The 15,309-nt window shown below is 62.9% G+C and carries 9 protein-coding genes and 2 tRNA genes; 9 read left to right on the top strand and 2 right to left on the bottom strand.

The features are described from left to right. On the bottom strand, nucleotides 1-4,649 hold a 4,649-nt coding region (locus JHD59_RS09640; RefSeq protein WP_199154068.1), incomplete at its 3' end, for an alpha-2-macroglobulin. Between the two features lie 412 nt (nucleotides 4,650-5,061). On the opposite strand from JHD59_RS09640, the gene tig reads away from it, so the two are divergent. The 8 genes from tig to JHD59_RS09600 all read left to right on the top strand — a co-directional run bounded on the left by tig (nucleotide 5,062) and on the right by JHD59_RS09600 (nucleotide 13,425). Beyond that, entirely contained in the window at nucleotides 5,062-6,369 is a 1,308-nt protein-coding gene (gene tig, locus JHD59_RS09635; RefSeq protein WP_103316785.1) for a trigger factor, read from the top strand. 19 nt (nucleotides 6,370-6,388) lie between these two features. Continuing rightward, nucleotides 6,389-7,021, top strand: a complete 633-nt coding sequence (gene clpP, locus JHD59_RS09630; RefSeq protein WP_103316783.1) for an ATP-dependent Clp endopeptidase proteolytic subunit ClpP — start codon at nucleotides 6,389-6,391, stop codon at nucleotides 7,019-7,021. Nucleotides 7,022-7,037: 16 nt separating this feature from the next. Next, on the top strand, nucleotides 7,038-8,318 hold the full coding sequence (gene clpX, locus JHD59_RS09625; protein WP_199154067.1) for an ATP-dependent Clp protease ATP-binding subunit ClpX: 1,281 nt from the start codon (nucleotides 7,038-7,040) through the stop codon (nucleotides 8,316-8,318). Nucleotides 8,319-8,461: 143 nt separating this feature from the next. Then, nucleotides 8,462-10,876, top strand: coding sequence for an endopeptidase La (gene lon, locus JHD59_RS09620; RefSeq protein ID WP_199154066.1), 2,415 nt, complete (start codon nucleotides 8,462-8,464; stop codon nucleotides 10,874-10,876). Between the two features lie 174 nt (nucleotides 10,877-11,050). Beyond that, a complete protein-coding gene (locus JHD59_RS09615; RefSeq protein ID WP_043572292.1) occupies nucleotides 11,051-11,320 on the top strand; it encodes an HU family DNA-binding protein in 270 nt (89 codons plus the stop codon). A 38-nt stretch (nucleotides 11,321-11,358) separates the two neighbouring features. After that, nucleotides 11,359-11,434: transfer RNA gene (locus JHD59_RS09610), tRNA-Val, on the top strand. 6 nt (nucleotides 11,435-11,440) lie between these two features. Further along, nucleotides 11,441-11,517, top strand: a tRNA-Asp gene (locus tag JHD59_RS09605). 72 nt (nucleotides 11,518-11,589) lie between these two features. After that, a complete protein-coding gene (locus tag JHD59_RS09600) occupies nucleotides 11,590-13,425 on the top strand; it encodes a SurA N-terminal domain-containing protein (RefSeq protein WP_199154065.1) in 1,836 nt (611 codons plus the stop codon). Between the two features lie 49 nt (nucleotides 13,426-13,474). Here JHD59_RS09600 and JHD59_RS09595 read toward each other — a convergent pair whose 3' ends face one another. Then, the gene (locus JHD59_RS09595; protein ID WP_199154064.1) at nucleotides 13,475-14,398 is read right to left on the bottom strand and encodes a LysR family transcriptional regulator; all 924 of its coding nucleotides are present in this window, start codon (nucleotides 14,396-14,398) and stop codon (nucleotides 13,475-13,477) included. Between the two features lie 89 nt (nucleotides 14,399-14,487). Here JHD59_RS09595 and JHD59_RS09590 point away from each other — a divergent pair, with 89 nt between their 5' ends. After that, the gene (locus JHD59_RS09590; RefSeq protein WP_199154063.1) at nucleotides 14,488-15,252 is read left to right on the top strand and encodes a TSUP family transporter; all 765 of its coding nucleotides are present in this window, start codon (nucleotides 14,488-14,490) and stop codon (nucleotides 15,250-15,252) included. Nucleotides 15,253-15,309: the final 57 nt, after the last annotated feature.

Below are 15,309 nucleotides of genomic sequence, written 5' to 3'. Positions count from 1 at the left end.
CGGAAGCGACCGTAGCGCGCCAGCGCCTCCATGGCGGCGAGGCGGCGCGCGTCTGCGTCCTGGCGGCTGCTGGGCAAATCGCGCTTGAGCTTGCCCTCGACGAAGGCGGATAACCCATCCAGCATCTTGCCGCGCGGGCCTTCTGGAATCGCCACCCCGGCCTCGTGCGACGCGGCCAGCAGATAGCTGGTCAGCACGTCGCTGCCGCGGTCCGGCGCGCCTTCTCCCAGCGGGAAGTAGGCGGCCAGGCCGTTGCCGTCCAGGTACAGCGGCAGTTCGCTCATCAACTGGCTCCAGCGCTTGGCATCGGCCAGGCCCAGCGCGACGGAGCTGCGCTGCTCCAGGCAGGCATACGGATAGTCTTCGAACCAGCGGCGCACGCCGGGCAGGCTGTTGCCCAGCTTGGCTTGCAGGCTGACGCGGATGCCGCCGCGTCCCGGCAGGGCGCCCGGGGGCGGCGCCACCGGAATGGACAGCTCCGGCGACACGCGTTGCAGCGTGGCCTGTTCCACCGTCACCGGCACGGCGGGATCGATCTGCTGGCTGATGGCCAGCTTGTCGGCCGCCTTGCCGTCCACCTGTTGCGCGGCGAAGGTCCATTGCAGCGTTTTGACGCCTTCCGGCACCGTGACCTGCCAGCTGATGGGACGGGCTTCGCCCACCGGCAGGCTGATCTGGCGCGGCGGCAGCGCCGGCAGCCCGGGCGCGCTGGCGGAAACCTTGACCTGCAGCGGTTTGTCGCCGCCGTTGCGCACGGTGACGCCGGCGGCGAACTGGTCGCCCTCGCGCGCCAGCGGCGGGATGCCGGATGTCAGCTGCAGATCCTGCGAGACGTTGATCTCGGCTTCGCCGCTGCCGAACAGATCATTGCCGACGTCGGCCACGGCTACCAGGCGGAAGCGGGTGAGGGCGTCGTTGATCGGCACCTTGACGCGTGCGCTGCCGTTGGCGTCCAGTACGACGCGCGGCTGCCAGGTCAGCAGCGTATCCAGCAGCTCTCGCGTCGGCGCCTTGCCCCCGCCGCCGCCCGGCGGCAACGATTTGCGGCCATAGTGGCGCTTGCCCACCACTTCCAGCTGCGCCGTGGCGGTTTCCACGCCGTAGCTGTGGCGCTGGTACATGGCCTGCATCAGCGCCCAGCTGGTATTGGGCTGCAGCTCCAGCAGGGCTTGGTCCACGGCGGCGAAAGCCACTTCGGTGCCGGCCGGTGGCGGCTTGCCATTGGGCAGCTTCACCTGGATGGCGACCTCGGCGTTTTCGCGTATGCCGTAGGTTTTGCGAGCCGGGGTGACTGACACGTCGAGGCGCTTGGCGGCGTCGCCTACCTGGATTTCGGCGACGCCGTACTTGAAGGCCGGGCGCGACAAGTCCACCATCGCTGTCGGAGGGGCGTAGTCGCCGCCTTCGTTCCAGTAGGCGTCCCACCATTCCGACGGGCTCTTCCAGCCCCAGGTGAAGAACGAGTACCACGGCACGTCGCGCACGCGGCCGCGCACCGCCAGCACCGAGACGTAGACATTGGGCGTCCAGTCCGGCTCAACTTTTAATTCAATGGTGGGGTTCTTGCCTTCCAGCTCCAGCACGCGGGTTTCCAGAATCCCTTCGCGTTCGATCGCCAGCCAGGCGGTGGCCTTGCGGAAGGGCATGCGCACCTGGAAGCGGGCGGTTTCGCCGGGCAGATAGCTGGTTTTCTCGGCCAGGATGTCGATGCGGTCGTTGTTGTCGACGTCGAACCACAGCTCGTCGTGCTTGCTGACCCACACCGACTGCGCGGCCTGGGCGACGTTGCCTTGCTCATCCTTGGCCTCGGCGATCAGCTCCATGTCGCCGGCGTCTTTCAGATTGATGTCGCAGAACACCAGGCCGCGCGCGTCGGTGGTGCCGCTGCATACCTTGCCCTTGTCTTCGGTCTCCTCGTTGTGGTCCCAGGCGTAGAAGCCGCCGACCAGCCGCTTGCGGCTGGACAAGTAGCGATGCTCGCGCAGCGTGACTTTGACGTCCTGCTTGGCGAGGGGCTTGCCGGCGGTGTCCAGCACCACGGCTTTCAGTTTCAGCGCGCGGCCGGCGGTGATCCAGCTGTCCACGCTGACGCCCACCTGCAGCGCGGCCGGCCACAAGGGGATGCGGCGGCTGATGGTTTGGGTTTCGCCGTTCGGGTCGCGGTAGGCGGCTTCGGTGACGAGGTCGTAGCGGCGATCGAGTTTGGGCAGCTTGTCGATCAGCGCCTTGCCGTTGCCATTGGCGTCCAGCTTCAGCGCGGCTTTGTCCAGCACCACTTTGCCGTCCAGCGAGGCATCGCTGCGGTCGGCGCCGCGTTGCGGCGGGGAAAAGCTGAAGTCGGAATACGCCTTGATGTGGGTGTAGCTGTCGGCCAGCATGGCGCTGACTTCCACTGGCCAGTCCTTGGCCGGTCCGCCGTTGCCCCAGGCCATGGACACGCTCAGCGGCACTTGCTTGGCGCCGATGTTCGCGCCTTTAGCGGTGAAGATGCGGCCGGTCATCGCCGGCAGGCGGAATTCCTCCACGCGGAAGCCGCCGCTTTGCAGCGAGTAGCCGTCCAGCTCCGGGCTCGACGGCTTGCCTTGGTCGTCCGGGCTGCGCGTGCCCTTGCGTTCCAGGTACAGCGTGTACTCGCCCAGCTTGGCCTCTTTGGGGATGGCATAGCTGCTTTCGGCATAGCGTCCTGCGCGCCAGGTCAGCGGCAGCTTGATTTCGTCGCCGCTGCCGTCATGGACGATGCGCAATTGCTGCGGCAACTGATTCGGGCGCAATTGGCCCAGGCCCTTGCCGGTCTGCACGCGCAGCAGGTGTTTCATCGAGACGGTTTCGCCGGCGCGGAACAGCGGCCGGTCCAGGATGGTATGCGCCAGGATGGAAGGGTTGTCGTTCCATTGCGTCGGGAACGGGAAGCGCCAGGACTCGATGCCGCGGTTCCAGCTGGAGCGGACGAAGGAGACATCCTCATTGCCTTGGGCATCCATGGCGCGGGCGGTGACGAACAGGCCGGACAGCTCCTCGTTGGAGCATTCGCCGCCGTTCAATTGCATGCCGGCCGTGGCGATGCCGTTCTTGTCGGTTTTGCCGGCCCACAAGGCCTCGCCCTTGCAGTTGTAGATATGGATGGCGGCATCGGGCACCGGCTTGCCCTTGTCCAGCGTGGTCACCCACACCGACGCGTTTTCGCCGGAGCGTTTCAGATGCACGGCCATATTGGTGACCAGGGCCGCGGTGCGCACATACATCGGCTTGTCCGCGCCCAGCAAAGATTTGCCGAGTAGGCGCGACGACACTTCCACCACATACAGGCCGGGCTTGGGCAGGGGGATGCCCACCACCTCGAACGGCCACTTGCCGTTTTTGTCTGGCTGGCTGGGCAGCTTCAGCGGCGCGGCGTCGCGGTTTTTGTTCAGCAGCGAGACGCGGCGGCTCTCTATCGTCTTGTCCTTGCCGGCCGGCAGATAGCTTTCATGGTAGCGCTGCACCTTGGCCAGCCAGCTCATGATGTCGGCGTCGCGAGAGAGTCGCAGCGCCTGGCCGCCCAGTTGCACGGCCTTGATGTCCAGATTCGGCTCCACGCCGCGCAAGGTGATCGGCAGCGCGGCGTCGGCGCCGGATTCGATGATGCCGAACGGCGCGGCGGCAAATTTGGCCAGCGGCGGATAATCGCCGAGCTTGATCGCCAGCGGGAAGCGGCCGGCGTTGAGCAGCGTGCGGCCGATTTCGTCGCGGAAGTCCTTGGGCAGGGTCAGGGTCAAGGTTTCCAGCGGCGGGAAGGGCGGCTCGAAGCGGATGCTGTCCACCGGCTCGCCCTTGCCGCGCTGTTGCGCCTGCGGCGCGCGCTCCGCGCCGGCGCCGGATAGCCGCGCCGCCATCGCCAGTTTTTCCGGCACCGGGGAGCTGAAATTCAGCTCGATGGCCTTGAACGGGGTGCAAGGGCCTTTGGCGTTTTCACGCTGGCAGCGCATGGCCGCGCTGAAGGCAGGGCGGACCTGAAAGTCCAGTTTGTCCGGCTTGCCGGCGCCGCGCAGATGGATCAGCGACAATGCGCTGTCCGGCGCCAGCCGCTGATCGCAGCGGACGGTCAGGATGCGCGCGGCGTCCTTTTCCAGTTTCAGATGCTTGAGCAGCGCTGCGCGGTCCGGAGCAGAGAGCGGGCGCGCCGGGATGCGTTCCGGCAGGCTGGAGGACTGGCAATACAGCGAGGACGGCTGCACATTGGGCGCGTTGAAGCGCAGCACAAAGGCCTGGTCTTCTTCGATGCGGCCGTTGTCCGGCCAGCTTTGGCGGATGACGGGCTGTCCGGTGAAGAAGCGGAAGGCCGGTCCGCTGACGGGGTCGCCCTGCTGATCCTTGAGGCCGGGTTTCAGCGTGAAGCGGCAGTCGGTATTGGCCGGCGGGGTTTCCGGGAGGTCCAGCGCCCAGGTCTTGTCGTCTACCCAATGGCCTTTGCCTTTCAGGCCGCAGCTCCAGGCAAACGGCGCCGGCGCAGCGCTATTGCCCAGCGCGATCATGCTGGAAGAAAAGGTGGCCCGGACCTGGCTGACTTCCTTCACTTCGCCCTGCGGACTGAAAGTGACGACGCCGGCAGCCGCGCCGACGGCATGGATGAAAAGGGCGACGGTTAGCGCGGTGCGCGCGAGTATTTTCATGGCCTGAGCTTTCAAGATGGGCGGCGGTGACATGGTCCACCGAGCATTGTTGTCATTCTTAGAGAATATTTTTACCGATGGAAATGGCAATTTGCATGCCGGCTCATGATATCAGACGATTCCGCTCATCGCGTTGCGCCAGAAAAATCCCGAGCAATATCAATCGGCAACTGCTGCGCGCTGCTTGGCGGAAAGAATCCCAGGCCGGCGCGTTAAGGACCAATCCGCGCAGGCCCTGTCCGTGAAGCAGCAGACAAGCCCGCGACGCGTGATATACTGTTCGTTTCGTTGGGTGCGTGGTGTAACTCCGCGCAGCGCCCGATTCCATGCTTGCCGGCAACGCCGCGACGGGCTTGGCCGGGCGTCGTACCGTCCCAGATGACTACAACCTGTCACACTCTAAGGAATCAACATGCAAGTACAGCTGGAAACTCTGAGCAATCTTGAGCGCCGCATGAACATCGCCCTGCCGATGGCCGCCATCGAAACGCAAGTGGCCGAACGCCTGAAGCGCGTGGCTCGCGGCGCCAAGATCCAAGGTTTCCGCCCGGGCAAGGCTCCGCTGAAGATCGTGGAAATGAACTACGGCGCCCAGGTGCGTGAAGAAGTGATGGGTGAGCAGGTGCAGCAAGGCTTCTACCAAGCCGTGACCGAGCAGAAATTGCGCGTGGCCGGCTACCCGCGCTTCGAGCCGGTTGCCGCTGGCGAAGACAAGGAAAACTTCAAGTTTGCCGCTACTTTTGAAGTCTACCCGGAAGTCAAGGTAGCCGAGATGGCGGGCAAGGAAATTGAAAAGCCGACCGTCACCGTGGGTGATGCCGAGATCGAAAAGACCATCGACATCCTGCGCAAGCAGCGTACCCGTTTCAACCGCGTTGAGCGCGAAGCGGCCAACGGCGACCGCGTGATCATCGACTTCAAGGGCGTCATCGATGGCGTGGCCTTCGAAGGCGGTTCCGCCGAGAACTTCCCGTTCGTGCTGGGCCAAGGCCAGATGCTGGCCGAGTTCGAAGCCGGCGTGATCGGCGCCAAGGAAGGCGACATCAAGAGCGTGGAAGTGAGCTTCCCGGCTGATTACCACGGCAAGGACGTGGCCGGCAAAACCGCCGTGTTCGAAATCCTGGTGAAGAACGTCGCCGAAGCCGTGCTGCCGGAAGTCGACGCCGACTTCGCCAAGGCGCTGGGCATCGCCGAAGGCGACGTGGAAAAGATGCGCGCCGAAATCCGCAAGAACGTTGAGCGCGAAGTGAAGCGCCGCCTGCAGGCCCGCATCAAGGAAAACGTGATGCAAGCGCTGATCGACGCGACCGAAATCGAACTGCCGAAGGCTCTGGTGAGCCTGGAGATCGGCCGTCTGGTCGAGCAGGCCCGTCGCGACATGCAACAGCGCGGCATGAACGTCAAGGATATGCCGTTCCCGCCGGAACTGTTCGCCGCCCAGGCCGAGCGTCGCGTCAAGCTGGGTCTGATCCTGTCCGAAATGGTGGAAGCCAACAAGCTGGAAGCCAAGCCGGAACAGGTTCGCGCCATGATCACCGAGTTCGCCGACAGCTACGAGCAGCCGGAAGACGTGCTGGCCTGGTACTATGAGAGCGCAGATCGCCTGGAAGGCCCGACTTCCATGGTTCTGGAAGACAACGTGGTTGAATTTGTGCTGTCTCAGGCCAATGTAGTATCGAAGGAGCTGTCCTTCGACGAACTGATGGGCAGCCAAGCCTGATAACCAAGTGGAGTGGCCGATGAAATCTATGATGGAACCGCAAGGTCTGGGCCTGGTGCCCATGGTGGTGGAGCAGAGTGGTCGTGGCGAACGCGCCTATGACATCTACTCGCGCCTCCTGAAAGAGCGTATCGTCTTCCTGGTCGGCCCCGTCACCGACGAGTCGGCCAACCTGGTTGTGGCGCAGATGCTGTTCCTGGAATCGGAAAATCCGGACAAGGACATCCACTTCTACATCAACTCGCCGGGCGGCTCCATTACCGCCGGCATGTCGATCTACGATACGATGAACTTCATCAAGCCGGATGTTTCCACCCTGTGCATCGGGCAGGCGGCCAGCATGGGCGCCTTCCTGCTTGCCGCGGGCACCCATGGCAAGCGTTTCGCGCTGGAAAACAGCCGGGTGATGATCCACCAGCCGCTGCTGTACGGCGGCGGCCTGTCCGGTCAGGTGACCGACATCGAGATCCATGCCCGCGAGCTGGTCAAGGTGAAGGCCAAGATGAACGAGCTGTTGGCCAAGCACTCCGGCCAGGAGCTGGAGCGGGTGATGGCCGATACCGAGCGCGACAACTTCATGTCCGCCGAAGAGGCCCGCGCCTACGGCATGATCGATAAAGTGCTGTCTTCCCGCCGGGACGTGACGGCGTAAGTAGTGGAATTGGCTAATGGCTGACAAAAACAGCAACGAAAAGCTTCTGTACTGCTCCTTCTGCGGAAAGAGCCAGCATGAGGTGCAGCGGCTGATCGCCGGCCCGCAGGTGTTCATTTGCAATGAATGCGTCGAGCTGTGCAACGACATCATCCGCGAGGAGCTGGAAAAAGGCGGCAGCATCGAGACGCTGGGCGGAGTTGCCGCCGAGCGCCCGCTGCCGACGCCGCAGGAGATTCGCGCGGACCTGGACCAGTACATCATCGGGCAGGACTTCGCCAAGAAGACCCTGTCTGTGGCGGTGTACAACCACTACAAGCGCCTCTACAACAAGGGCGGCAAAGACGACGTCGAACTGGCCAAGAGCAACATCCTCTTGATCGGTCCGACCGGCTCCGGCAAGACCCTGCTGGCCCAATCGCTGGCGCGCCTGTTGGATGTGCCTTTCGTCATCGCCGACGCCACCACGCTGACCGAGGCGGGGTACGTGGGCGAGGATGTCGAGCACATCATCCAGAAGCTGCTGCAGAAGTGCGACTACGATGTGGACAAGGCCCAGCGCGGCATCGTCTACATCGACGAGATCGACAAGATCTCGCGCAAGTCGGAAAACCCGTCCATCACCCGCGACGTATCGGGCGAGGGCGTGCAGCAGGCGCTGTTGAAGCTGATCGAGGGCACGGTCGCCTCGGTTCCGCCGCAAGGTGGCCGCAAGCATCCGAACCAGGAATTCATCCAGGTGGACACCGCCAACATCCTGTTCATTTGCGGCGGCGCTTTCGATGGTCTGGACAAGATCATCCGCCAGCGTTCCGAAAAGGGCGGCATCGGCTTTGGCGCCGAAGTCTCCTCCAAGGATGACGGCAAGAGCCTGACCAAGCTGTTCCAGGAAGTCGAGCCGCAGGACATCATCCGTTTCGGCCTGATTCCGGAGCTGATTGGCCGTCTGCCGGTGGTCGCCACGCTGGAAGAGCTGGACGAGGAGGCGCTGGTTTCCATCCTGACCCAGCCGAGAAACGCGCTGATCAAGCAGTACCAGAAGCTGTTCTCGCTGGAATCGGTGGATCTGGAAGTGCGTCCGTCCGCGCTGCGCGTCATCGCCAAGCAGGCGTTGGCTCGCAAGACCGGCGCCCGCGGCCTGCGTTCCATTCTGGAGCGCGCGCTCCTGGACACGATGTACGAGCTGCCGTCCATGCAGGACGTGGAGAAAGTCGTCGTGGACGAGAAGGTGATCGAGAAGGGCGACAAGCCGCTTTTCATCTACCGCGAGGGCGGCGGTGTGGCACAATCCGCCTGAAGGCCTGGCCTGAATGACTGAACCGCCCGGCAGGGCGGTTTTTTATTTGTCACCGTCGTAATCTGTTTTAGTATGGGGTGTTGATATTTTGGTATCGAGCCCCATTTCCCAAGCATTGTATTCCCAAGCTAAGGTTAGGTGATATGCCGCAACCCGCAGAAATCAGAGAAGAGACCACGCTGCCGCTGCTGCCCTTGCGCGATGTGGTGGTCTTCCCGCATATGGTCATCCCGCTGTTCGTCGGGCGGGCCAAGTCCATCCGCGCGCTGGAACTGGCGATGGACGAAGGCAAGCAGATCCTGCTGGTGGCCCAGCGTTCGGCCTCCAAGGATGAGCCTTCGGCCGAGGATCTATACAGCGTCGGCACCATCGCGGCCGTGCTGCAGATGCTCAAGCTGCCGGACGGCACCGTCAAGGTGCTGGTCGAAGGCCGTCAGCGCGCCACCATCAAGCAGGTGGGCGAGGAGGATGGCTGCTTCGTCGCAGAGTTCACGCCGCTGTCCAGCGAGCTGGAAGAAACCAATGAGACCGAGGCGATGCGCCGCGCGCTGCTCGCCCAGTTCGAACAATACGTCAAACTGAACAAGAAGATCCCGCCGGAGGTGCTGAACTCGCTGGCTGGGATCGATCGCGCCGGCCGCATGGCCGACAGCATCATCGCCCATCTGCCGCTGAAGCTGGAGCAGAAGCAGGAAGTGCTGGAGATGTTCGATGTGCAGACCCGCCTCGAGCACCTGATGTCGCAGCTGGAAGGCGAAATCGACATCCTGCAGGTGGAGAAGCGCATCCGCGGCCGCGTCAAGCGCCAGATGGAAAAGAGCCAGCGCGAGTACTACCTGAACGAGCAGGTCAAGGCCATCCAGAAAGAGCTGGGCGAGATGGACGAGGCCAGCGACCTGGACGAGCTGGAGCGCCGCATCAAAGTGGCCGGCATGAGCAAGGAAGGCCGCGAAAAAGCGCAATCCGAGCTGAAAAAGCTGAAAATGATGTCGCCGATGTCGGCCGAGGCCACCGTGGTCCGCAACTACATCGATACGCTGCTCGAGCTGCCGTGGAAGAAGAAGACCAAGATCAGCAAAGACGTGGCCAAGGCCGAGGAAGTGCTGGATGAGGATCACTTCGGCCTGGAGAAGGTCAAGGAACGCATTCTGGAGTATCTGGCGGTGCAGCAGCGCGTCGATCGCTTGAAGGCGCCCATCCTGTGCCTGGTCGGCCCTCCGGGCGTCGGCAAGACCTCCCTGGGGCAGTCTTTGGCCCGCGCCACCAATCGCAAGTTCGTGCGCATGGCGCTCGGCGGCGTGCGCGACGAGTCTGAGATCCGCGGCCATCGCCGCACCTATATCGGCTCCATGCCGGGCAAGGTGTTGCAGAATATGTCCAAGGTCGGCGTCAAGAACCCGCTGTTCCTGCTGGACGAAGTGGACAAGATGGGCGCGGACTTCCGCGGCGATCCGTCCTCGGCGCTGCTGGAAGTGCTGGATCCGGAACAGAACCATGCCTTCATCGATCATTACGCCGAAGTCGAGTTCGACCTGTCCGACGTGATGTTCGTCGCTACGGCCAACTCGCTGAACATTCCGCCCGCGCTGCTGGATCGGATGGAAATCATCCGCTTGTCAGGCTACACAGAAGACGAGAAGGTCAATATCGCGCTGAAGTACCTGCTGCCGAAGCAGATCGAGGCCAATGGCGTGCGCGAGGGCGAGTTGCTGGTGCAGGAGTCTGCCATCCGCGACATCGTGCGCTACTATACCCGTGAGGCCGGCGTGCGCAGTCTGGATCGCGAAATCGCCAAGATCTGCCGCAAGGTGGTGACAGGGGCCTTGCTCAAGCCGGGCAAGACTGGCAAGGTTACGGTGTTGGCCAAGAATCTGGACAAGTATCTGGGCGTGCGGCGTTTCGACTACGGCTTGGCCGAAGAGGAAAACCGCATCGGCCAGGTGACCGGCCTGGCCTGGACCGAGGTGGGCGGCGAATTGCTGACCATCGAGGCGGTGTCGCTGCCGGGCAAGGGTAGCATCGTGCGCACCGGCCAGTTGGGCGAGGTGATGCAGGAGTCGATCACGGCGGCGATGAGCGTGGTGCGCAGCAGGGCGCGCAGCCTGGGCATCAAGCCGGACTTCTACGAGAAGTGCGACATGCACATCCACGTGCCGGAAGGCGCGACGCCCAAGGATGGCCCGAGCGCGGGCATTGCGATGACGACGGCCATCGTTTCGGTGTTGACCGGCATTCCGGTGCGCGCCGATGTGGCGATGACCGGCGAAATCACGCTGCGCGGCGAGGTGTTGCCGATCGGCGGTTTGAAGGAGAAGTTGTTGGCGGCTCATCGCGGCGGCATTCGCCACGTGCTGATTCCCAAAGGCAACGAAAAAGACTTGGCGGAGATTCCGGCTAACATCAAGCAGAAGCTGGAAATCCACCCTGTCAAGTGGATTGACGAGGTTCTCGCGCTGGCATTGGAGCGTCAACCGGAAGAATTGTCGCAAGAAGAACAATCTGGCGAGATTCCCCCGGCACAGGACGCCAGTGGCGGACTCTCGGTTTTGAAGCATTAAGAATCATGACCTTAGCGAAGCTGTGAATATCCTTGGATTTCGCAACTTGCAAATGGGCTTGCTGAATAGCAAAACACCCGTGGAAGCCGCTTGACACAAGGATTTCCGGCTTGCTATAAAGCAAGCGTTTTTATCCGAATTACGTAGACCGAAGAACGACGAAAGGGGACTTACGTGAACAAGTCTGAACTGATTGACGCCATCGCCGCAGAGGCCGACATTTCCAAGGCTGCTGCCGCCAAGGCACTGGACGGCATGGTTGCTGCCGTTACCGATGCCTTGAAGAAAGGCGATACCGTGACTCTGGTGGGCTTTGGCACCTTCTATGTGGGCGAGCGCGCCGAGCGCAGCGGCCGCAATCCGAAGACCGGCGAAACCATCAAGATCCCGGCGGCACGTTCTCCGAAGTTCCGTGCTGGCAAGGCACTGAAAGACGCGCTATAATCGCGGCTTCGCCGTCGTCTGAGACGGTGGCGAAGTAAGGGCGTTTAGCTCAGTTGGTAGAGCGTCTGCCTTACAAGCAGAATGTCGGCGGTTCGACTCCGTCAACGCCCACCACAGCTCGGAGCGGTAGTTCAGTTGGTTAGAATACCGGCCTGTCACGCCGGGGGTCGCGGGTTCGAGTCCCGTCCGCTCCGCCAAATACACGAGAGAAGGTGAACCGGTTCAACCCGTTCACCTTTTTTTTTAAGGGATGGCTAGAGCCAATTGCCATGTTCGAGTTTGTCCAGAACAACAAAACCGTTATTCAAGTGATCCTGGGCGCCGTGGCCCTGACCTTCGTCGGCTTCGGCGTCAGCAGCTACACCGGCGCGACCGATGACCCATATCTGGTCAAAGTGGGCAGCACCAAGATCTACAAGCGCGACCTCGATCGCGCGCTCGAGGGCCAATCCAGCGATCCGGCCACCCGCCAGGCCATGCTGGAAAACATGATCCGCCGCGAACTGCTGCTGGCCGACGCGCGCGACCATGGCGGCACCATCAGCCCGGATCAGTTGCGCAAGTTCATCGCGGCCATCCCCATCTTTCAGGAAAACGGCCAGTTCAGTCCGGACCGCTATAGCGAGTTCCTGAAGAGCCGCTACCCGTCGGCCGAGGCTTTCGAAGCGGAAATCAGCCGCGACCTGCTGGTGCGCAGCCAACTGGACAGCGTTGCCGGCACCCAGTTCGTTCCTGACGTCATCGTCAACCATGTGGCCGCGCTGCTGGGCGAAGGCCGCGAGCTGCAGGCCTTGCTGATCAAGCCGTCCGACTTCGCCGCCGAGGTGAAGACCGATGACGCCGCGATCAAGGCCTTCTACGATGCCAATGCCAAGCGTTTCCGCAGCGCCGAGCAGGTGAAGCTGGACTACGTGCTGTTGTCGCAGGACGCCGTGGCGCAGGGCATCAAGATCGGCGATGCCGACGTGCAGAAGTATTACGACCAGCACAAAGCGGACTTGGCCGGCGAACAGCGCCGCGCCTCGCACATCCTGCTGGCGGTGGACAAGAGCGCCAAGCCGGAACAGAAAGCCAAGATCAAGGCTGAGGCGGAAGCCATCCTGAAGGAAGTGCGGGCCAACCCGGCCAAGTTTGCCGAAATCGCCAAGGCCAAGTCGCAGGATCCGGGCTCGGCCGAGAAGGGCGGCGACCTTGGTTTCAACGCCCGCGGCGTGATGGTCAAGCCGTTCGATGACGCGGTATTCGCCATGAAGCCGGGTCAGATCAGCGATCTGGTGGAAACTGAGTACGGCTTCCACATCATCAAGCTGGACGAGGTCAAGAGCCAGACGCTGGATCAGGTGAAGGGCGCCATCATCGACAAGCTGCAGAAGCAGAAGGCGGCCGCGCTGTTCCGCGAGCAATCCGACAAGCTGAACGAGGTTTCCTACCAGCAGGCGGATTCGCTGAAGGGCGTTGTGGACGCGTTGAAGCTGGAGGTCAAGCATTCCGGCTGGATCCAGCGCAATCAGCCGGCCCAAGACGATCTGCTGGGCAACCCCAAGTTGTTGCAGGCCGTGTTCAGCGATGACGTGCTGAAGAAGAAGCATAACAGCGAGGTGGTGGATGTCGGCGGCGGCCGCTTGGTGGTGGCGCGCGTCGCCGATCATCAGCCGGAGCGTCAGCTGCCGATCGCGGAAGTCCGTGACCAGATCAAGGGCGAGTTGATCGCCCGCGACGGCGCCAAGCTGGCCGACAAGAAGGGCCAGGCCTTGCTGGCCGAGCTGAAGGCCGGCAAGAACATTGACGCGCAGCAGTGGACGCCGGCGCAGACGGTGTCCCGCCGCGCGCCCAGCCTGCCGCAGGCCGATATGCGCGCCGTATTCGCGGTGGGCGCGGCCAAGCTGCCCGGCTTTGCCGGCGTGCGCCACGATACCGGCGAATATGTGATCTATCGCGTCAACAAGGTGATTGCCGCGCCGGCGATCAGCGATGCCGAGCGCGCCCAGCTGGGCGGCCAGCTGGGCCAGGTCAGCGCCGATGGTCAACTGGGCGCTTATTTGAAGACCCTGCGCGAGAAGTACCCGGTCACCGCTGGCAAACAGTCGCTGATCGACAGCAACTGACCGCGCGTTGCAAGCAGCAAGCCCCGCTTCCGGCGGGGCTTTTTTATTTTCAGAACGAAGGCGGGCGGCTCAGGCCGGCCGCTGTCGCTTCGGCGCGCAGCGCTTCCAGCAGCAGCCTGGCCTTGCGCGGCATGTTGCGGCTGGCGAAAACGGCGTGCATCTGCGGATCGTCGCCCTGGCTTGAGACAATGCGGAAGGTCGGGCAGAGCCGGATGAGCTCGCCGCGCGCTACCAGCGGCTCGGCCAGCCAGTCGCCCAGGCGGGCAATGCCCAAGCCGCCGCGCGCGGCGTCCAGCACGCCATTGCCGGAATTGCTGCGGTGCCAGGCGCTGAGGTTCAGACTGATCGTTTCATCGCCGCAGACAAAATTCCACGCCTTCAGCACGCGCGGCGCGCTGTGCATCAACACCCGATGTTGCGGCAGTTCGCGTGGGTGAGTGGGCGCGCCGTGACGTGTAATATATTCAGGACTGGCATAGAGATGGCGCCGGTAGTGCCACAGCGGATAGCCGATCAACTCGCTGGCCGCGGGGAAGGCGCCGCGTATCGAAAAATCCAGCTTGTCGCGTATCGGCTCCAGTATCGCGTCGCTGTACAGCACCTCGAAGCGCAGGCCGGGGTGCTCTTCGGCCAGCTTGGCCAGCGTGCGCGGCAATATCTCGCGGCCCAGCGATTCCGGCGCGGAGAATCGCAGCAGGCCGCGCGGCGAGATGGCCTGCTGACTCAATTCCTCTTCCGCCTGCTGCTGCAGGTCCAGCATCTGCCGCGCCAGCGGGTAATACGCTTCGCCGGCCATCGTCAGCTCCACCAGCTTGCTGGAGCGAGCCAGCAGCATGGTTCCCAGCTCATCTTCCAGGGCTTGCAGCGCGCGAGTGGCGCTGCTGGGCGAGGTGCCCAGCTGACGCGCGGCGGCGACGAAACTTTTCTCTTCCACCACGGCGCAGAATACCCGCAGATTCCATAGCGTTTTCATGGCGATCTCAAGATTGCGATTATTGCAATATTGTATTGCAAGCATGAGGAAATTGTCGGGAGTAGAATGGGCGTCAAGGAGAAATGACGATGTTATTGAGCTTGAGTTTTTTGTGCGTGGTCGCCTTTTTCGCCGGCCTGGTCGATGCCGCGGTGGGCGGTGGCGGATTGATCCAGATTCCTGGTCTGTTCAGCGCCTTGCCCAATGTGGCGCCAGCCACGATTTTCGGCACCAACAAGCTGGCTTCGGCGGTCGGCACGCTGTCGGCGGCGCGGTCTTACCTGCGGCGAGTCCGGCTGCCGTGGAACTTGGTGTTGCCGGCGGCGGCCACGGCCTTTGTGTTTGCCTTTGCCGGCGCCCAGGTGGTGACGCTGATACCCAAGGACATCATCCGCCCGCTGGTGCTGGCGCTGTTGCTGATCATGGCCATTTACACGCTTTGGAAGAAGGATTTCGGCAAATTGCACAAGCCGGTGGCCATCGGCCGGCGCGAGATGCTGGTCGGCATGGCCATAGGCGGCGCCATCGGCTTCTACGACGGCCTGTTCGGTCCCGGCACCGGCAGTTTCCTGATGTTCCTGTTCATCCGTTTGTTCGCCTTTGATTTTCTGCACGCGTCGGCGGCGGCCAAGGTGGTCAACCTGACCACCAATGTGGCCGCGCTGCTTTCGTTCGCCATCGGCGGCCATATCCTGTTCGCTTACGCCTTGCCGATGGCCGCCGCGAATATGGCCGGAGCCGTGGTGGGCACCCGCCTGGCCATGAAGAAAGGGGCCGGTTTCGTCCGTATCCTGTTCCTGGTGCTGACCAGCGTGCTGATCTGCAAGCTGGCCTGGGATATTTTGCACGGCTGATGGCATAAAACGGCGCGTCAAGGCATTCGCGGTTTTGAACTATGGCGGGCGCTCCTT

Source organism: Chromobacterium sp. ASV23, assembly GCF_016428945.1.
Taxonomy (GTDB): Bacteria; Pseudomonadota; Gammaproteobacteria; order Burkholderiales; family Chromobacteriaceae; genus Chromobacterium; species Chromobacterium sinusclupearum.
Note: the sequence above shows the minus strand (reverse complement) of the source record. Positions and strands in the feature narration are given on the sequence as shown.